Here is a 19,190-nt window from a genome sequence, read left to right as displayed (position 1 = left end):
ATGGTCTACAAGCTTATTCGTATTTTAGATATTTTAATACATCTATTCTAGTTACCTGAAATGCTTTTGTTAAAACAATTACTAATGTTAAAAACAAAAGTGAAATCAGGGCAATTATAAACGGAACTGTCGATATTCCAATTCTAAAAGCGAAATCTTCAAGCCATTTCTGTAATAATATATAAGCAGGAACAATCCCGATTGCAAATCCTATAAAACAGAAAACAATATATTGTTTCGACAATTCTTTTAAGAGTATATCTGTTTCGGCTCCTAATGTTTTTCTAATGGCGATTTCTTTCAATCTTCTCTCCATCGAAAATGATGCCAAAGCGAATAATCCGAATATAGCAATTATGATTACGACCAAATTTAGGATGAAAAAGAGGTTTTTTTGTTTGACTTGCTCTTCGTAAGTTTTTGCGAATCCTTTGTTAACGAATTCGTAATCAAATGGATAGTCATGGTTGACGTTTTTCTCCCAATATAATTTCAATTTTTCTAACGTTTCTGTTAAATTATTTGGAGAAACCTTTACAAGCACTCTATTAAAATTATTCCATTTTAGCGTTTTTAAACTAATAAAAACCATTGGCGGAACCTTATTCTGTAAATTGATTAAATTAAAGTCTTTCACAACTCCAACAACTTTAAACTTCAAATTATCACTGTTTCCAATACTCCAGCCCGATGTTATCATGGTGTTTACTGGATTCTTAAGATTTAGTTCTTTGGCAAGTGTCTCGTTTATAAGCATGCCGTTTACAGTGTCTGAAGCAAATTGAGCAGATAAGTCGCGTCCTTCAACGATTTTAATCTTCATCATTTCAAGAAATCCAAAATCCATTTCGATGTTTTTTGGCTGTACAAAAATTCCATTATGCTTAAATCCTGAACTTGATCCCGAATTGCCTCCAAAAGTGCCGGCAAATGTAGTAACATCTACAACTCCTGGAATTTTTTTAATTTCTTGTTTCTCTGCTAAATATTTATCTGTTCTGCTTAATCGGTCTTTTGTGTTGTAGGTAATAGAAAGTACCTGATCACCGCTAAAGCCTAGATCTTTGTTCATCATGTAACTAACTTGCGAATTAACAATCAAAGCTCCAATGATAAAGAAGGCAGCAATTCCGAATTGAAAGATAAGCATTGAGTTTCGAATCCAAATACCGCTTTTACTTCTTGAAAAATTCCCTTTTAAAACCTTTAATGTTTTAAAATTTGAGATATAAACAGCAGGGAAAATACCCGCAAGAACGATTACTAATCCAAATATAAAAATAAGCTGCAGGTAAAATTCGCCGCCATTCATAGTCAAAGTTTTTCTCAAAAAGGTATTGTAATAAGGCAATGAAAGTTCTACAATTGCAAGTGCAAAAACAATTGCAAGCGTTACGATTATAGAGGTTTCAAAAATAAACTGCGTAACAATTTGTTTTTTTGTTGCACCCACAATTTTACGCACACCTACTTCTTTGGCACGTTTGATGGCCGATGCAGTTGCCAAATTGATATAATTTACGATAGATAAGAATAAGATTAGAACAGACAAACCGCCCATAATGTAAAGCAATTTTAAATTGCCCTGTCCTTCAGGAAAATTTTGGCCTCCTGAACTTATTGTGCCATATAAACGAGACGTTTTCAATTGATCTAGGATCACTTCTACCTGTCCGTTTTCTTTTAAATATTGCTCTACGGTCTGACCGCTGGCTTTGGCATCTTTTACGGTTCTGTTAACAAAAATTACATTTTGCATTTTCTTTATAAGAGCAGCAGAATTGGTTCCTTTTTTAGCTTTGACCATTAAAGCATAATTAAAATTCCCCCATTGATCTCTGTCGCCCTCGCGTTTAACCCCGTTAAAGACATAATTTGGCTCGATTGAAGACGGTTTAGTTACGCGAAAAACCGCTTTTACGATATAATCGCCATTACCATACGTAATTGATTTACCAATTGGATCGTCGTTTTTGAAAAGCAATTTTGCTTGATCTTCGGATACGGCAACACTATTTTTTTCTTTTAAAATGTTCTGTTTATTTCCTTTTATAATTTCAAAAGGGAAAAAATCAAAAAAGTTTTCGTCTGTACGGATAACTTTTTTATCTAATATTTTTAGATTTTGAAATTTAACAACGCCATCTTCGTACCAATTGTAGAGAAAACAAATTTTGTCAATTTCAGGGATTGTAGCTTTACAAGTCTCGCCAAAAGGGATCGAACTAGTCGCCCAGATATCTCCCGAACCAATTTTGTTTAGAACAAGATAAGCATTCTCTTTTTCAGGATTCCATTGATCGTATGCGTTTTCATTGTTCCAATATAAGATCGCAAAAATGACAGAAGCAATCCCGATGCTTAGTCCTAAAACATTTAAAAACGAAAACAATTTGCTTTGTTTTAAATGATATATAAATATTTTAAACCAGTTAAAAATCATTTTGAGGTATATTTTTTATAGTTGATATGGTTGTTTTTAGTAAACCTTTCGGTTTTACATCATAGTAAATATTTTGCATACTAGTTCTACCAGAACTACAAGTGCAGTAACAATAATTTTAATCATCACTTTATTATTTAGCGTCCATAAAAACATCAACATTGCGTTGATTTAATTTCTCAGAAAATATAACTCCGTCTTTCATATGAATGGTTCTTTGCGAAAAAGAAGCGTCATAATCAGAGTGGGTAACCATCAAAATGGTAGCGCCTTTAGCGTGTAAATCGGTTAAAAGTTCCATTACTTCATTACCGTTTTTACTGTCTAAGTTTCCTGTTGGCTCATCGGCCAAAATAATTTTTGGATCATTTACCAGAGCTCTTGCAACGGCAACCCTTTGCTGTTGTCCTCCAGAAAGCTGTTGCGGAAAATGTTTCAAACGATGAGAGATATTAAGTTTCTCAGCAATCGCCTCAATTTTCTGTTTTCTTTCAGAAGCTTTTACATTGTTGTAAAGCAAGGGCAATTCGATATTATCGTAAACAGAAAGCTCATCAATTAAATTGAAATTCTGAAAAATAAAACCAATGTTTTCTTTTCTCACTTGCGCTCTGCCTTTTTCTTTTAAGCCAATCATTTCTTGGTCTAGCAGTTTGTAGCTTCCTGTGCTTGCGCTATCCAAAAGCCCGATAATATTTAATAAAGTCGATTTTCCACATCCAGAAGGCCCCATGATGGTTAAAAAATCTCCTTTTTTTATTTCTAAATTGATACCGCTCAAAGCAGCAGTTTCTATTTCTTCTGTTCTAAAAACTTTGGTTAAATTCTGAATTGTGATCATAATTTTTTTAGGTTTTGAAATGTTATTTAAATACGTTTTTTGATTGATGATTGATGTTTTTATAATTGTAAACTGAGACTGAAAACTGAAAACTTAAATACTGAACACTGATTACTGTGACTGCGACTCCAGAGAAAGCTCTTCGATATCCTTATAATCGCTGTAAGAAGAAGTAACTACAGATTCGCCTTCTTTTAAGCCTTCCAGCACTTCATAATACGAAGGATTTTCGCGGCCTAGTTTGATATTTCTTCTTACTGCTTTGTTTCCGTTTACGACAAAAATCCATTTTCCTGCTGCTTCCTGGTTAAAAGCTCCTCTCGGAATTACCAAAGTTCTATTCTTTTCAGACAAAATCAGTTTTACGCCAAAACTAAGTCCGTCCTGCAGAACAATATTTTCTTTACTTACAAAAGCAAGCTCCACAGTAAATCGTCCGCCTTTTACTTCAGGAATTACTTTGGTCACGATAATTTCAAGATTTTTCCCTTTAAATTCTACCTGTCCTTTTAAACCTTCTCTAAGTTTTTCCAGATAAAATTCGTCTACTTCGGCAATCAGCTTGTAACCTTTGTTAGAATCGATTCTTCCAATGCTTGCACCTGCCTGAAAAGTCTTTCCTAAAACAGGTTCAAAAGAGGTTAATCGTCCTGTTTCTGGTGCTGTAATTAAAAAGTTCTTTTTGTTGTTTCTAAGAATATCCAAACTTTTTTCCATAGTCTGGATCGAACGGTTTATTTGCGAAATCTGAACCTGATTGCTTTGTTTTTCTTTTTGAATACTCTGCTGAATTGTTCTTTTGCGTTCTTCCTGAAAACGAAGGCTTTCTTTAAAAGTATTCCAGTCATTTTTAGAAATTACATCTTTCTCATACAACTTCGCATTCATATCATATAATCTCTTCGCATCGTTATAATCGTGCTCTATCAAAACCAAATCTTTGTTTAAGTTTAATTCTTGATTTCTGATATTTAATTTCCCTGTATTCAAATTGTTGATTTGCTCGATAATAGCGGTTTCCTGAGTCAGATAATTCAATTCTGTATTCGGATTGTACAAACGAGCCAACGATTGTCCTTTGGTAACCATTGCGCCATTTTCTACAAAGATTTCTTTTACAGAACCTCCCTCAGTAACATTTACAAGCATAACATTCAGAGGTTCTACTTTTGCCTGAAAAACAACAAAATCTTCAAAAAAGGCTTTTTCTGCTTTTTGAATTACCAATTCGTCGGCTTTTACATTTAAAGTTCTTTTGGTGTTAAATGCAAAAAGGACGATCACGAGCAAAACTAAAAAAACAGCAATTGCTATTGCGAGATATCTAAATTTTTTACTTTTACGAGGAATTATCGTGTCCATTTTTTAAATTATTTTACTGATAATCAATAGGTAAATATTGTGCCATAAAATTTATTATCTGTAAAGTATTGATTTTAAAGAGACTCTAAAAAACACTTCTAAAAAGCAGTGTCCGATAATGAACAGTTGACCGTTCGGAAGCGGACAGAAAAAAGACCAAATGAGAAAAAAACTAGCCCAAATATTAGTTGTTGACGATCAGGAAGAAATTCTTTTTTCTGCAAAAATGATTCTTAAAAAACATTTCGAGACGATTTTTACAACTAATAGTCCTAAAAAAATCATTTCAATCTTAAGCGAAAATGACATAAATGTGGTGTTGCTGGATATGAATTACCGAATTGGTTTTGAAGATGGGCGTGAAGGAATTCATTGGTTGAAAGAAATTAAAACGCTTTCTCCGAATACAATTGTGATCTTAATGACCGCTTTTGGTAAAATTGAAACCGCTGTAGAGGGTATTAAAATTGGAGCTTTTGATTATGTGCTAAAGCCCTGGAATAACGAAAAATTGATAGAAGTTATTGATAAAGCTGTTACCGAAAGCAGAAAAAACAGTAAAAAAACAGCTTCAGAAAAAGCAGAGAAGACCGAAAAGAAATATTTTGTCGGCACTTCAGCAAAAATAAAGCAAGCTTATTCAATTGCCGAAAAAGTCGCCCGAACAGATGCCAATGTTTTGATTTTGGGCGAAAATGGAACGGGAAAATATGTTTTTGCCGAATTTATTCATCAGCATTCTGAAAGGAAAAACGAGCCTTTTGTACATGTAGATTTAGGTTCTCTAAGCGATAATCTGTTTGAAAGTGAACTTTTTGGTTACGCCAAAGGTGCTTTTACGGATGCTAAAATCGATACCGCTGGCCGTTTCGAAAATGCATCAAACGGAACTATTTTCTTAGATGAAATTGGAAATATTCCGCTGCATCTTCAAGCTAAATTATTGCACGTTTTACAAACCAAAACCGTAACGCGTTTAGGCGAAAGCAAACCACGATCGCTGAATGTTCGTGTTATTGCCGCAACGAACAGTGATATTAAAACAGAAGTCAAAAATAAAACGTTCCGTGAAGATTTGCTGTACCGAATTAATACCATGGAAATTAATCTGCCTTCTTTAAGAGAAAGAAAAGACGATATTGTACCGATGGCCAATTTTATTCTGGAACAGATTGCTGAAAAATACAATCAGGAAAATTGGCATTTTGAAGATAATGCTGCGTCCTATCTTGAAAAATATCCATGGAAAGGGAATGTTCGAGAAATGGAAAACAAAATTGAACGCGCTTTGATTTTAGCAGAAAACAATACCATTTCTGTAATGGATCTGGATATTCTGAACTTCGAAGAAATTCAGGAAAATGATGAAAATCCGTTATCGGAAATGGAGAAAGGCGCAATTGAAAAAGCACTTTTTAAGCATAACGGAAACATCAGTAAAACGGCTGAAGAATTAGGATTGTCGCGGGCTGCGTTGTACAGAAGAATAGAAAAATACGATTTGAAGAATTAAAGAGGAAGAAGCAAGAGGCGAGAATCAAGATTTTTGCTTTGTCTTAAATTTTAGTTTCACGCAGATTTTGCAAATTCAGCAGATAAAAAATCCCTTTAATCTTTTTAATCTGAGGCTAGAAAAAAACGTGACAAAAAAATAATTAAATGAAAAACTGGAAATTTTATAACGCGTTGTTTGTAAGAGTTGTGTTTGTAATGGCGCTCTTTATTGGCAGTGCATTATTGTTTTACAAAGGATTTCAATACAACGCTTTATTAGTGGGTGTTTTTGTTTTGATTTTTCTAATCGAAATGTATTTTTTTGTCAAAAACCAGTTGCTGTTTTATGACAAAACGATCAACTCTATTTTGCATGACGACTTTTCTGCCCATTTTCCAGAAGAACATAAAAAAGACAATTTTAATAGTCTCTACCTTTTGTATGATACTTTAAAGGTTCAGAAACAAGAGCAGATCTCTAAAGAATTAATCTATCGTTCGATTTTGAATAGTATTGATACCGCTGCTTTAATCTTAGAAAAAGAAAATGAAGATTGGTCCATTTTTATAATGAACGACTGTTTTTCGAATCTTTTCAAAGTGCCAAAAGTAAGTCATTGGAAATACCTTAAAAACTATCTTCCGAGTTTGTGCAGTGAAATTGAAAAGGTTGGTTTTGCAGAATTAAAAACCGCTATTTCAATCAAAATTGAAGATCAGGACCTGCAGACTTTTATGTTGCAAACTTCTCTTACGCAGACTTATGACAAAGAGTATTTTATCATTTTGCTAGATAGTATCCAGCGCGTTATTGAGAAAAAAGAAAAAGAAGCATGGATTAATCTGATGAAGATTATTTCGCATGAACTAATGAATTCTTTAACGCCTATTCGTGCGCTTTCGCAGAATTTGCTCCACATTGTAGATCAGGATGAATTGGAAGATGACGATTTTGAAGATATCAAAAGCAGTATTTCGACCATCATAAATAGGAGCGATCATTTACAGTTTTTCGTGGAAAATTATCGCAAACTGGCAATGCTACCAACGCCAAATAAACAAATGACACCAATCAATGCGCTGTTTGAAGATTGTCTTAGAATTATGAGTCCGATCTTGAAGGAAGAAAGAATAGAATTGATGAATGAAATACACAGTTCACGTTCTATTATGATTGATAAAAATCAGATGGAGCAGGTCATAATCAATTTGATTACCAATAGTATTCATGCTTTAAAAGAAAAGATAGAAAAGAAATTAATGATCTCAAGCTATACCGAAAATAATCGTTTTTTTATTGTGATTTCAGATAATGGAAAAGGAGTAGATGCTGAAATTAGAGATAAAGTTTTCCTTCCGTTTTTCACCACCAGAAAAGATGGAGCTGGAATAGGATTAACGCTTTCTAAGAATATTATAGAAGCTCACGGAGGTTATCTAAGCTATCAAACTGATGAAGATAAAACAAGTTTTGTGATTTGTTTGATTTGAAAATAATAAGGTGAGGTTGTCTTTGTCAGGCTGAGCGGAGTCGAAGCCATTCTTGCGCTAAAGGGCTTCGACTCCGCTCAGCCTGACAGACGAGATATGACTGTTTTTAAATCTCAACTTCCGGTTTCCAAAAGTGCTTTTCTAAATCTACAATCTGATTGTTGACCACTTTTATTCCTTCATTTTCTAAAAGTTGCTGCATTAAATTGGTTCCGTCAAAGTGATGTTTTCCTGTCAAAAGCCCTTTTTGGTTAACCACTCTGTGCGCAGGAACATCATCCATATTATGACAGGCATTCATTGCCCAGCCGACCATTCGAGCGGAACGAGCTGTGCCTAATGCTTTTGCAATAGCGCCATAAGAAGTAACTTTTCCAAACGGAATTTGTCTGGCGATTACATACACTCTTTCGAAAAAATTTTCCTCTGCCATTTTAAAATGTTTTTCTAGTAAGATATGAAGTTAATAAAGATAAAAACTTAATTTTTCTTAATCTCTTAATGGTTCGTTTTATTTATCCGAAGTAGTAATTCAGGATATTAAAAAGTGTTGCTAGAGCTACTAATCCAGTAATGGTCCCGATAATAGTATTCATGTTTCTCATGAAGTAATCGGTTTTCTTTTCTATTCTTCCGAAGAAAGCAATATAGCTGTATAAAATTCCGAAAGCCCCAAGAACAGAACCTAATACAAATGTTAGTATAATCGGGTTTTGAAATGTAAAAAGATTGTATGAGGCCAGAGTAACACTTACGACAACATAATACGGAATCGGAAAGAAGTTTAATCCAGAAAGCAACATTCCGAGAAAGAAACTGCTTTTTTTACTCTTTTTGATTTTCGTTTTTTTCTTTGCTATCGGATCTTTTGCAAAAAACAAAAAGTAAATAGTTAAGATCGAAAAAATGACAAAACCAACTTCACGCAATAAGGTTACAACATCTGGACGATTGTCTATGACGCGAGCAAACAATACGGCAACATAAGCTTGAAAAAAAATAACTAAAACAGCCCCGATTACAAACCATAAAGCATTCTTTTTGCCTTCTTTCATTTTTATTTTGGCAGCTGTCATATTGAGCAATCCTGGCGGAATAGTCCCGATGGCTGCAGCAATAAAGCCTGAAAGTAATGGGGTAAGATAGGTCATTTAGTTATTAAAATCGGTTAGATAAAGGTTTTAAAATTAAAGTTAGTCTTTAATTTTGAAACGAATATACGTAATTGCCTTATTAATTTCTAAATATTGTTTTTCGTAAAAAGTCTGGATAGTAGTTACAACTTCTGGGCTTCCTTCGTTTTTATAGACGTTATGGTTGGCATACAAAACTTCGTGACCTTCTCCGTGAAGTAATCCAAGAGTATATCCGTGCATAAATTCGCTATCGGTTTTAAGATTTACGACACCGTCTTTTTTCAGGATTTTTTTGTACAATTTCAAGAACTCAGAATTGGTCATTCTGTGTTTGGTTCTTTTGTATTTGATCTGCGGATCTGGGAAAGTAATCCAGATTTCGTCTACTTCGCCTTCAGCAAAAATATGATTGATCAATTCGATTTGTGTACGAACGAAAGCAACATTATGAAGTCCGTCTTCAACAGCAGTTTTGGCACCACGCCAGAAACGTGCACCTTTAATATCAATTCCGATAAAATTTTTGTTTGGGTATTTTTCTGCTAATCCAACAGAATATTCTCCCTTTCCACATCCTAATTCTAAAACTAATGGATTATCATTTTTAAAGAAATCAGAGTTCCATTTTCCTTTTAAAGGCATTAAATCGCCTACAACTTCTTCTCTGGTTGGCTGAAAAACGTTTTGAAATGTTTCGTTTTCTCTGAATCTTTTTAGTTTATTTTTACTTCCCACTTTTACAAAAATTTTCGGCAAAATTAAGGAATATAAACGAATGAAAATAGCGTAATTAGGTTTAAAAAGTTTTCAGCCACGAATTCACGAATTATTTTAAAAATAAAATTCATGAATTCGTGGCTGAAAAAAATATTTTTAACCGTAATGTGGCTCAGTAATTGGTTTTGATTTCGGATCTAATGTTTCATCATGTTGTGATAAATCCAATCCGATGTGTTCTGATTCTTCTGAAACTCTTAGCGGAATAATGAAATTGGTTACTTTGAACAAGAAATAAGCTCCGAAGAAAGTAAAGACTGAAACCAGAACCAATGCCATCATGTGATGTCCGAAAACATTCCATCCGCCGTGAAGTAAACTTGCATTTTCGCCGTGAGCGAAAATAGCGGTTAGGATCATTCCCATAATTCCGCCAACACCGTGACAAGCAAAAACGTCAAGCGTATCGTCGAATTTTTTAGAATATTTACAATTTACAGCGGTATTAGAAACCAAAGCTGTAATGAATCCAAAGAACATACTTTCTGGCACCGAAATAAATCCTGCAGCAGGCGTAATGGCAACTAAACCTACAACAGCTCCAATACAAGCGCCTAAAGCAGAAACTTTTCTTCCGTTCATTCTGTCAAAGAAAATCCAAGTTAACATCGCTGCAGCCGATGAAGTTGTCGTTGTAGCAAAAGCCATAGCCGCAGTTCCGTTGGCAGCAAGAGCAGATCCAGCGTTGAATCCGAACCATCCAAACCAAAGCATTCCTGTTCCTAATAATACAAACGGAATATTGGTTGGAATATGCTGGCTGTTTTTTCTTTTTCCTAAAACAATAACTCCGGCTAAAGCTGCAAAACCAGAACTCATGTGCACCACAGTTCCTCCAGCAAAATCTTTAACACCAAAATAACTTCCTAAAATGCCCGTTGGGTACCAAACCGCGTGACATAAAGGAGCATATATAAAAATGGTAAATAAACTAATGAAAACTAAATAAGAAATAAAACGAACGCGCTCCGCAAACGAACCCGTAATAATCGCAGGACAAATGATGGCAAATTTCATCTGAAACAAAGCAAAAAGCATAAACGGAATCGTATTGGCCAATTGTTTATGAGGCAGAACGCCAACATAATCCATAAAAGCAAAAGTGGTCGGATTACCAAAAAAGCTGTAAAAATGGTCGCCAGAACCAAAACCAACCGGTTCTCCAAAAGCTAAACTAAAAGCAACAACAACCCATAAAAGCGTAACGACACCTAGACAGATAAAACTTTGAAGCATGGTCGAAATAACGTTTTTCTTTCCTACCATTCCGCCATAAAAGAAAGATAGGCCAGGAGTCATGATTAAAACCAGACAGCTCGAAGTAAGCATCCAGGCAACATCGGCAGGAACGATATGATCTGTCGTTCCAAATTCTGATAAAACATAATTATTTTCGGTAACTGTTGGCCAAAAAGCCCCTATCGTACATACGACGCTTATCATGATAAAGGAGATAATCCAGCGTTTTTCTATTTTCATTTTTAAAATACTTTGTTTAACCCTATTTTTTTTGGGGTCAAAGTTAGAAAAAAATAAATATTCTTATTTTTAAGGCTGATAAAATAGAGGTATAGGTTTTATTTTGATGAATTTTGTAAAATACCGCTCGTTTTTTTGACAGTATCTTATTCTAAAGTTACAAAAAAGCACTGTTTTTGCCGAATTAATTAAAAATAATCTGCTAACAGTGCTTCTAAAGTGCTCAAAAAGTTACGTTTATAATAAGAAAACCGTAAAATGTTTTATTTTTTCTGAAGTTTTGCGATCAAAGCGTCTTCAATTGGAGCTTTTATCTTTGTTACAGCATCAACTTCGTCATTTGGAACGGTCATCGATAGAACATAATGCTGAATTTTCCATTCGTTCCCCACTTTAACCAAAACTCCAGAACCGCGACAGATTTTCATTTGTGTGTCTAGCAATTCATCAAACCAAGCAATCTTTCCGCTTTTATCAAAAAAGATATGACGCTCTAAAGCTTTAAAATTCCATGTAGTTCCTTTGTCGAAAAAGGGTTTTGCCCAAACGGCAAATTCTTTTTTAGTCCAATTCTCGGTTGCATCGGTTCCAATGTAAATTGCGTCGTCTGCCAATGTATTAAAGTAAGCATCAAATTTTACTTCGCCGGCAGCTTTATGCCACGCATCTAAAGTCTGATTGATTTTGTTTTTGTCTGTTTGTGCATTGGCAAAAGAAGCAACGAATAAAAGAAGTAAAAGTGTTTTTTTCATGAGATATAGTATTTGAGTTTAAAGTTATAATTTTTTTTGAACCATGTAAGTGATATAAGGAAATGGAAGTTTTCAAAACAATTTAAAATCCTGTGTTTAATTATCATTAACATTACTCATGTGATTTAATCTCTCAAAAAACCACTATATTTGATTCATCAATAAAAATACCCCCAGTCATGAAGGCAAAATTACTTATAAGTTCACTCGCTGTAACTTCTCTATTGTTCGTTTCCTGTAAAAAGGAATTAGAACCGCAAGCAAGCACAGCAACTTCTGAATTAGTAAGATTAGGACTTGCAAAAGATACCACAAAACCTGCTGCACCACTGGTGCAAGCACCTGCAACAAACCCAAATACAGTTTTAAGCGATACAAAAGGAATTAACCCTGCTCACGGACAGCCGGGACACCGTTGCGATATTGCGGTTGGCGCACCTTTAAATTCTGCACCAACACAGCAAGCGCAGGCAACTCAAGCACAAACCGTTCAGGTAAATCCGACTCAGCAGAAAATGGTTACGACTACAACTGCTGCGCCAGTTAAAGTAGCAAAAGGAATGAATCCGCCACACGGACAGCCAGGACATAGATGTGATATTCCTGTTGGAGCACCTTTAAATTCTGCTCCTGCAAAAACTACAACAACAACAGCTTCAAATACCGCTCAAAGCGGAACAGTTACGCAAAACTTTACGGTTACTCCGCCAGCATCAAACCCAGTTCCAGCTTTGTTAAGCACAGAAGGTACTGAAGCGACAGTAGCAGACGGAATGAACCCGCCACACGGAAAACCAGGTCACCGATGCGATATTGCAGTTGGTGCACCGCTGCCAAAATCATAAGTTAAAGAGACAAAGTAATAAAGTAACAAAGTGACAAAGATTCCAAGAAAACTTAGAATCTTTGTCACTTTGTTACTTTGCAACTTATTATATTAATGCTCTTTTATCTTCTCGAAAGTACTCGTCAATGTTTTTTTAGCTTTGGCCAACGCACCGCTAAAAGCTTTTTCAAGACTTTCGGCGTGTTCTGTAACCGTAATTGGCTGTAGTTTTACAGGACGAACTTCAATCACACACTTTTTGTCATGCAAGCTGAACTTTTCTCCATTTTCATCTCCAAAATGTATTTCTACGCGAGTAATTTTATCTTGAAAACGGTCTAAGCTTTTTTCTACTTCTCCAGAAAAATAACTTTCTAATCTTGCACTTCCCTCAATGTTTTTGTCGGTGTTGATTTGTACTTTCATAACAAATAAAATTTAATGATTCATTCTCAAACTTATTTATTTTAAAGGAAAAAGACAAGTGAGTTAAGGAAATATTATGAAATTTTAAATTGATTTATTTTTCAATTTTGTAATTTCGATTTGGAGAAAATATACTTATAGTATTTTATTTTTAAATAAAGAAAAAACTTACAATTTATTTTTTGTTTTCGTATGTTTGTAATTCCTAAATGCAAAAAATATGAATACAAAAAAACTTCTTGCCCGTGTGGTATGGTGGCGGTATTGGAAACAATCGCAACGCTCTTTGCAGCGTAGGACACCTAAGCTATGCGGGTTTTATAATTCCTAAATGCAAAATTATGAGTACAAGCACCCTTTCCAAAGAAACCGAATTGAGATTAACTGAATTCTTCAACAATTCTATCGATTCCAAAAGTATGGCAAAAACCATTAGGCAAGTAAATTTTCTAATTGCGTTAAACGCAATACGAGAAGACGGATTTATGAAAACTGAAACCGTAAATGTTGAAGATGGTTTCTTTTGGCTAAATGAATTAGCAGAAATTCTTGATCCTTATTTGGGGATTGAGTAGATTTTAGAAATGGAAAAAGCCACTGAAAAGTGGCTTTTTATATTTATTGTTTAGAAATTACTTTATGAATCTAATTTGGAGATTCAGTTTAAAAAATAAATCTCCATCTTTTTTGTATAGCATACCAAATCCGTGTCTGCTTGAACTTGCTGTTTCCAGTTTAGTGTTATTTAATAAATAATTTTCAAACTCACTTTTATTATAAATATGATAACAAACTATTTCTCCATCTTCTTTGATAACTAAATATCCTCCTGTGGCATCATATTCTCCATTCCATACTTTTGAAGGAGTCATTCCTAATGCAACATCAGTTAAAAATCTTTTAATTTTATAAGAATAAAATTTATGCTTATTTGTTATGTCAAAATTCAATGGATTTGTTTCTTCAATCTTCGAGACTAGGTCTAAAAGCTTAGAATGAGCACTAGTATAAAAATCAATTAAAATGTTTGAAATAATTTGAGGTAGCAAACTGTCAATCAATATAAGATTGTTTGAAAAAATTTGTTGTTCAGTTTCTGAAAAATTGAAATACCCGCCTCTGTTTTTTATATACTCAATTCTATCTTTTATTTTACTTCTCGAATCAATCGAATTAACAATATCTATTTCTTCTTCTGATAGATTTAGTCCTGAAATACTAAAAATAAAGTTTGTTGTTCTACCTGCATTCAGAAGTGTAGAGGGATTGCCTAATTGCGATTTTATGCTAAATCCAAGAACTGGTTGCTGATTTGTTCTTTGATCATGAATAACTATTGTTATGTCTGTTTTTGCTGAAGAGCTTGCTTTTATTGATATGCAATTAATAGTCTGCATGAAATCTTCAATCTCAGGGACAGAAAAATTTCCGTCTTGATTTGACTTTATAGCCTGCAATAAATAAGTTGCTTTTTCTTTAAAAACAGAAACAGGAATTCTTAAAAGCTCTTCTTTTTCAGATATTAAAACAATGTCATCTAGAATTGAATATTCGAAATTTCCATTCCTTTCTGAGCGTAAGATTTTAATTATGGGGTAAAGGATATCTGGGATTTTTTCAATTTTTTCATTTCCAGAGGCGAGCACTTTGTCGCCAAGTAATTTGAAAAGCGCATATATTTCACTCCATTCCCCTTTATTACCCGTCATTATAATTTATCTTTAATTAAATCAATTATTTTCTCAGCAGTTGCTTGAATTGCAGGAATAGCAACAGAATTTCCAAATTGTTTATATGCAGAAGCATCAGCAACTGGAATTACAAAATGATCAGGAAATCCTTGTAATCTTGCCCATTCGCGCGGAGTCATTTTTCTAATTCCCTCACGATTTACTTCTCCTTTAATATGTGTTGATGGAGTATAGTCTGTAATTCTATCATCTAAAACTAAATTTCTTTCTCTTCCCATTCCTCCGACTAAGATAGAATTTGATATTTCGTCATCTTTAATGATTTGATATCCAAATCCATTTCCTTTGCTGGCGTGTCTTTCTTTGTGATTTTTTAAAGTTTGAAGATATTGAGATGATAAATAATATTTTGTAGGTACAACATCCTTCTCTTTTACATCTTTGAATGTAACTTTTTCATCTAAAGTTTCTGGATATTCAAATGAATTTATTCCTAAGTCACCTCTAAAACCAACAATATAAATACGCTCTCTGTTTTGAGGTACACCAAATTCTTTAGCGTTCATGATTTCAGGATCAGGCACGTAATATCCTAAATCATTTCTAAGAACATTTAAAATTGTTTCTAAAGTTTTTCCTTTATCATGACTTTTTAAACCTTTTACGTTTTCTAAGAAAATTGCTTTTGGTTGTTTGTCTTTTATAATTTTAGCAACATCAAAAAATAATGTTCCTCGCGTATCTTCAAATCCGCCTCTTTTTCCTGCAATTGAAAAAGCTTGGCAAGGAAATCCTGCGCATAAAACATCAAAACCTTCTGGAATATAATTCTTTGTTCTTTCTTTTGTTATATCTCCAAAAGGAGTTTCTCCAAAATTAGCTTTGTACGTTTTTTTTGCGTTCTCATCCCATTCAGAAGTAAAAACACATTTTCCTCCTAAATTCTGTAACGCAATTCTAAAACCTCCAATTCCTGCAAAAAGGTCGATAAATTTAAAAGTATAATTTTCGGGAGTAGGAAACGGAACATCTTCCACTTCAAAAAGTAATTGTTGTAATGCAGAATCAGAAACCATATTTAGTTTCTCTTCTTCATTTTTGTATTCAACAATTTGTTTTATGTATTGAGCAGCTTCTTCTTCAAAATGATCTTTAACGCCATTGTGATAATTGTGCAGATAATGTGTAACAACGGCTTTTCTATTATCGTCTTCTTCTACAAAGCGATTTTTAAATTTTTTACCATCAAATTCGTCAATGTTGATCTTTTCTTCTCCCGTCATTTTGCGCTAAAATTAGTGGTGCAATTTATGAATAATAATCCAAAATCAGGAATTATGTTTTCCACAAACTGGATTTGATGAATAGTAATTATTTGTTTACCCCTTATCCTTCTTCCCCCACTTAACCTTCATTTTTCCTTCATTATCATAAGCAATCAAATGCAGGACAATACCGCGTTCGCGAACGGCTTTTCGTTCTTCTTTGGTGGCTAGTTTGGCGTCGTTTTTAGAATTTCTTAGCGGGATGGTAAGGGCGAGATTGGTACCTCGTCCGAAAGAGTAAATGCCATTTATGTCAAAATTTAAGACACTGGAACTTATGGTAAGTTTATTGACATCGACTTGTTCTCCGCGCAGATTGAGTGAACCCGACAAATCGCTGAAAGTAATATTCTCTACATCGCGAAACGGAAAAGCAAATTTTCCGACTTTCATAATCGGTTCAAAATTGAGTAATGCACCTTGATTGACATTAAAATCCAGTTTTCCTTTCATCGAATTGACAATCAAATCGCCTTTACTGCTCATTAAACCCGCAACATTGGCATTGCTGGTTAATCGTCCGCGAATGTTTTTTGGACTGAAAGATTTGATTCCGAAATTATTAAAAGACCTTAAAAAACTTGCAATATCAACTCGGTTTACCTGTGCGTTTGAAGTAAAAACATAACGATTTCCGCTTGGTTCGACAGAACCGCTAAAGTTTATGCTTCCGCCAGAAGTATTTAACGTTCCGTTTTTGAGCAGAATCTTAGAATTTAGCATCTGGATTGTGGCCTGAGTGTTGGTTGCGGTAAGCGATCCGTAGGTAATGTTATCAGCTTTAAGATTAATTACAGCCGTACATTTTTCTATTACCGATCGCAACTGATTCGTAAAATTAACATTCTTTTTAACTGGTTTTTTCTCTGCCACTTTTTGTTTTGGAGAATTTTGTAGAACGCCTAAAAACTGTTTCACATCAATATTCGGACAGTAAATATTCCAGTTTACCACCATTTTTTCGGGCGCGTCGTAATAGAGATTCAGGAAATTATCGATTTTTCCGTCAATGCGAATAATGTTCTTTTTGTGTTTGTAAGCTATTTTTTTAATGTAAAGCGCTTGTTGCGTAAACGACAATTGTACAGCCGTTTTTTCGGCGTGAATCTTTTTCGGAAGATAATCGAATGTGGCATCAGCAATATCTACGTCGCCCGTAAATTTGGGTTTATTGATGTACAAATCGACAATGTCAAACTGAAATTTCAAATTGGCTTTGGCATGACCGCTTTCAAAATGAAGAATTTTCTCGTTCATCATTCCGTTGAGTTTCGAAATATCAAAATCAGAATTTACAACTCCTGTCGCAATCGGTTTTTCGAGATTGTTAATTACGGCTTGCGCAATTTTCAGCGGAATATTTTCGTATTCAGCTTTAAAATTGGTTAGAATAATGGCAGAATTTGGATCGCTGGATTCTTCTTTGGGTTTAAAAGTGTTAGTAAAAATTCCTTTGAAACTGCAATTGGTAAACAAACCGTCAGGAATACTCACTTCGTTATCGCGAATGTCTGCCTGCACCACAATTTTCGGATCGCCCTCAACATTCAAATCGCCTTTTATGTCGCAGTTTACCTTAATCGGTTTTTTGATGTCGAATTGGTTAAGTTTAGAACTAATATTTGCCGATAATAAATTGGAAGCATTTCGCCATAAAATATCCGTTCCGATATTGATTCCAAAAAGCGAATTGTTTTTTCCGATATTAAAATAAGCGATAATGTCAAAAACGTCAGAACCAATTTTAAGTCCTTTGGTTTTAATATCTATTTTCTGATTGGCTTCGGCATACGAAATATCAAAATTGCCTTCCAGAACTTTTTCCTTCGCAAAACTTCCGTGAACGGTATTAAAGGCTAGACTGTTAATTTTGGTTTTCAAATACAGATTCGTCTGCCAGCTGTCGTCTTCATAGTTTGCTTTAGATTCTAAACTCGCCACATCAAAATCAAACAATTTATGTCCCAAATGATTGTCAATAATTACATGAACATCGTTGAGGTTTACTTCGTCAATCGTAGTTTCGGGTTTTTCTTTATCGGTCTGCGTTTTTTTCTGTTTAGGTTTAAAAATATTGACGTTAGAATAACCATTTTCGGCTTTATAAATATAAATATCGGCGTCGTTGATTAAGATTTTATGAATGTTGATTTCGTGCTGCAATAAACTCAAAATGTTCAAACGCGCTTCGATTTCTTTTGCTCTCAGCAAAGTATGTTTGTGACTCTGCCATTGATTATCCTTTATCTCGACATCATTTAGCGCCAATGTAAAGTTTGGGAAACCAGTAAGAAACTTATAATGAAAATCTCTAATATGGAATTTGCCATTTATATTTTCGTTGATTTTAGTATTGACTTTAGCAATAATCTCGGCTTTATTTCGATTAAAATAAATCGACAAACCTCCGCAGGCAAGCAAAAGTATTGCAATTAAGCCCAAGATAAAATATCCAAAACGTTTGGCATATTTTTTAAAAGAATCAGATTGCAGAAAGGATTTGGTTTTGGATATAGCTTCTTTCATTGTAGCCGAATTTTGAATGTATTAAAGATACTACAAAAAACATTAACTTTTTATTGGTTTGATTTTCAGATAAATATGTTGTAATTTTAAAGTTATCTAGCTTATAATTAATGATAATACATTTATAACGAAAACTAATTTAGTAATGGTGTTTGATTTATTTTAAATTTTTAAATTTGTACTGTAGTTTGAAAGTTAATATTTCAGACCTAATTTTAATCTTAATATATTATGGCATTAGCAATAACAGATGCTACTTTTGATGAAGTAGTTTTAAAATCAGATAAACCAGTAATGGTAGATTTTTGGGCAGCATGGTGTGGTCCTTGTAGAATGGTTGGTCCAATCATTGACCAATTAAGCGAAGAGTACGCTGGTAAAGTAGTTGTTGGTAAAGTAGATGTAGATGCTAACCAAGAATTTGCTGCAAAATATGGTGTGCGTAACATACCAACCGTTTTGGTGTTTCATAACGGTGAAGTAGTAGGAAAACAAGTAGGAGTAGCTCCGAAACAAACCTACGCAGATAGTTTAGACGCTTTATTGTAATCTTAGATTACGATTGATATAAAAAAGGTCCGACGAAAGTTGGACCTTTTTTATTGTTTTTTTTGCCACGAA

17 protein-coding genes are annotated in these 19,190 nt (G+C 34.0%); 5 read left to right on the top strand and 12 right to left on the bottom strand.

The window, feature by feature from the left end; translation table 11 throughout:
- Positions 1-13 precede the first annotated feature (13 nt).
- The 3 genes from SOM12_RS23615 to SOM12_RS23605 all read right to left on the bottom strand — a co-directional run bounded on the left by SOM12_RS23615 (position 14) and on the right by SOM12_RS23605 (position 4,646).
- Positions 14-2,443 carry an ABC transporter permease gene (locus SOM12_RS23615; RefSeq protein WP_320495800.1) on the bottom strand — a complete coding sequence of 810 codons (2,430 nt, stop codon included), beginning with the start codon at positions 2,441-2,443 and terminating at the stop codon, positions 14-16.
- Positions 2,444-2,576: 133 nt separating this feature from the next.
- Complete coding sequence (locus SOM12_RS23610) at positions 2,577-3,284, bottom strand: ABC transporter ATP-binding protein (protein WP_248729096.1); 708 nt, start codon at positions 3,282-3,284, stop codon at positions 2,577-2,579.
- 111 nt (positions 3,285-3,395) lie between these two features.
- Positions 3,396-4,646: an efflux RND transporter periplasmic adaptor subunit gene (locus SOM12_RS23605; RefSeq protein WP_320495799.1), complete on the bottom strand. Its 1,251-nt coding sequence runs from the start codon at positions 4,644-4,646 to the stop codon at positions 3,396-3,398.
- A gap of 160 nt (positions 4,647-4,806) precedes the next feature.
- On the opposite strand from SOM12_RS23605, the gene SOM12_RS23600 reads away from it, so the two are divergent.
- Positions 4,807-6,159, top strand: coding sequence for a sigma-54 dependent transcriptional regulator (locus tag SOM12_RS23600; protein WP_320495797.1), 1,353 nt, complete (start codon positions 4,807-4,809; stop codon positions 6,157-6,159).
- A 146-nt stretch (positions 6,160-6,305) separates the two neighbouring features.
- On the top strand, positions 6,306-7,631 hold the full coding sequence (locus SOM12_RS23595) for a HAMP domain-containing sensor histidine kinase (protein ID WP_320495796.1): 1,326 nt from the start codon (positions 6,306-6,308) through the stop codon (positions 7,629-7,631).
- Between the two features lie 106 nt (positions 7,632-7,737).
- Here SOM12_RS23595 and SOM12_RS23590 read toward each other — a convergent pair whose 3' ends face one another.
- The 5 genes from SOM12_RS23590 to SOM12_RS23570 all read right to left on the bottom strand — a co-directional run bounded on the left by SOM12_RS23590 (position 7,738) and on the right by SOM12_RS23570 (position 11,775).
- On the bottom strand, positions 7,738-8,064 hold the full coding sequence (locus SOM12_RS23590; RefSeq protein ID WP_320495794.1) for an MGMT family protein: 327 nt from the start codon (positions 8,062-8,064) through the stop codon (positions 7,738-7,740).
- Positions 8,065-8,146: 82 nt separating this feature from the next.
- A complete protein-coding gene (locus SOM12_RS23585) occupies positions 8,147-8,782 on the bottom strand; it encodes a LysE family transporter (RefSeq protein WP_095929741.1) in 636 nt (211 codons plus the stop codon).
- Between the two features lie 42 nt (positions 8,783-8,824).
- Positions 8,825-9,502: a tRNA (guanosine(46)-N7)-methyltransferase TrmB gene (gene trmB / locus SOM12_RS23580; RefSeq protein ID WP_320495819.1), complete on the bottom strand. Its 678-nt coding sequence runs from the start codon at positions 9,500-9,502 to the stop codon at positions 8,825-8,827.
- A 138-nt stretch (positions 9,503-9,640) separates the two neighbouring features.
- On the bottom strand, positions 9,641-11,023 hold the full coding sequence (locus SOM12_RS23575; protein ID WP_250834390.1) for an ammonium transporter: 1,383 nt from the start codon (positions 11,021-11,023) through the stop codon (positions 9,641-9,643).
- 263 nt (positions 11,024-11,286) lie between these two features.
- Positions 11,287-11,775: a nuclear transport factor 2 family protein gene (locus tag SOM12_RS23570; protein WP_095929744.1), complete on the bottom strand. Its 489-nt coding sequence runs from the start codon at positions 11,773-11,775 to the stop codon at positions 11,287-11,289.
- 179 nt (positions 11,776-11,954) lie between these two features.
- Between SOM12_RS23570 and SOM12_RS23565 the strand changes: the two genes are divergently transcribed.
- The gene (locus SOM12_RS23565) at positions 11,955-12,620 is read left to right on the top strand and encodes a hypothetical protein (protein WP_320495791.1); all 666 of its coding nucleotides are present in this window, start codon (positions 11,955-11,957) and stop codon (positions 12,618-12,620) included.
- A gap of 92 nt (positions 12,621-12,712) precedes the next feature.
- Here SOM12_RS23565 and SOM12_RS23560 read toward each other — a convergent pair whose 3' ends face one another.
- Positions 12,713-13,027 carry an HPF/RaiA family ribosome-associated protein gene (locus SOM12_RS23560; protein ID WP_095929746.1) on the bottom strand — a complete coding sequence of 105 codons (315 nt, stop codon included), beginning with the start codon at positions 13,025-13,027 and terminating at the stop codon, positions 12,713-12,715.
- 341 nt (positions 13,028-13,368) lie between these two features.
- Here SOM12_RS23560 and SOM12_RS23555 point away from each other — a divergent pair, with 341 nt between their 5' ends.
- Positions 13,369-13,602: a hypothetical protein gene (locus SOM12_RS23555; RefSeq protein WP_320495790.1), complete on the top strand. Its 234-nt coding sequence runs from the start codon at positions 13,369-13,371 to the stop codon at positions 13,600-13,602.
- Between the two features lie 57 nt (positions 13,603-13,659).
- Here SOM12_RS23555 and SOM12_RS23550 read toward each other — a convergent pair whose 3' ends face one another.
- The 3 genes from SOM12_RS23550 to SOM12_RS23540 all read right to left on the bottom strand — a co-directional run bounded on the left by SOM12_RS23550 (position 13,660) and on the right by SOM12_RS23540 (position 18,569).
- A complete protein-coding gene (locus SOM12_RS23550; protein WP_320495789.1) occupies positions 13,660-14,736 on the bottom strand; it encodes an HpaII family restriction endonuclease in 1,077 nt (358 codons plus the stop codon).
- A complete protein-coding gene (locus SOM12_RS23545) occupies positions 14,736-16,001 on the bottom strand; it encodes a DNA cytosine methyltransferase (protein WP_320495788.1) in 1,266 nt (421 codons plus the stop codon). The genes SOM12_RS23550 and SOM12_RS23545 overlap by 1 nt, the downstream gene beginning before the upstream one ends.
- 96 nt (positions 16,002-16,097) lie before the next feature.
- Positions 16,098-18,569 carry an AsmA family protein gene (locus SOM12_RS23540; RefSeq protein ID WP_320495786.1) on the bottom strand — a complete coding sequence of 824 codons (2,472 nt, stop codon included), beginning with the start codon at positions 18,567-18,569 and terminating at the stop codon, positions 16,098-16,100.
- A gap of 231 nt (positions 18,570-18,800) precedes the next feature.
- Here SOM12_RS23540 and trxA point away from each other — a divergent pair, with 231 nt between their 5' ends.
- The gene (trxA, locus tag SOM12_RS23535; RefSeq protein WP_068844792.1) at positions 18,801-19,118 is read left to right on the top strand and encodes a thioredoxin; all 318 of its coding nucleotides are present in this window, start codon (positions 18,801-18,803) and stop codon (positions 19,116-19,118) included.
- The last annotated feature ends 72 nt before the right edge of the window (positions 19,119-19,190 follow it).

The sequence above is a fragment of the Flavobacterium sp. CFBP9031 genome, from assembly GCF_034044945.1.
Classification (GTDB): domain Bacteria; phylum Bacteroidota; class Bacteroidia; order Flavobacteriales; family Flavobacteriaceae; genus Flavobacterium.
This window is presented reverse-complemented; position numbering and strand designations above follow the sequence as displayed.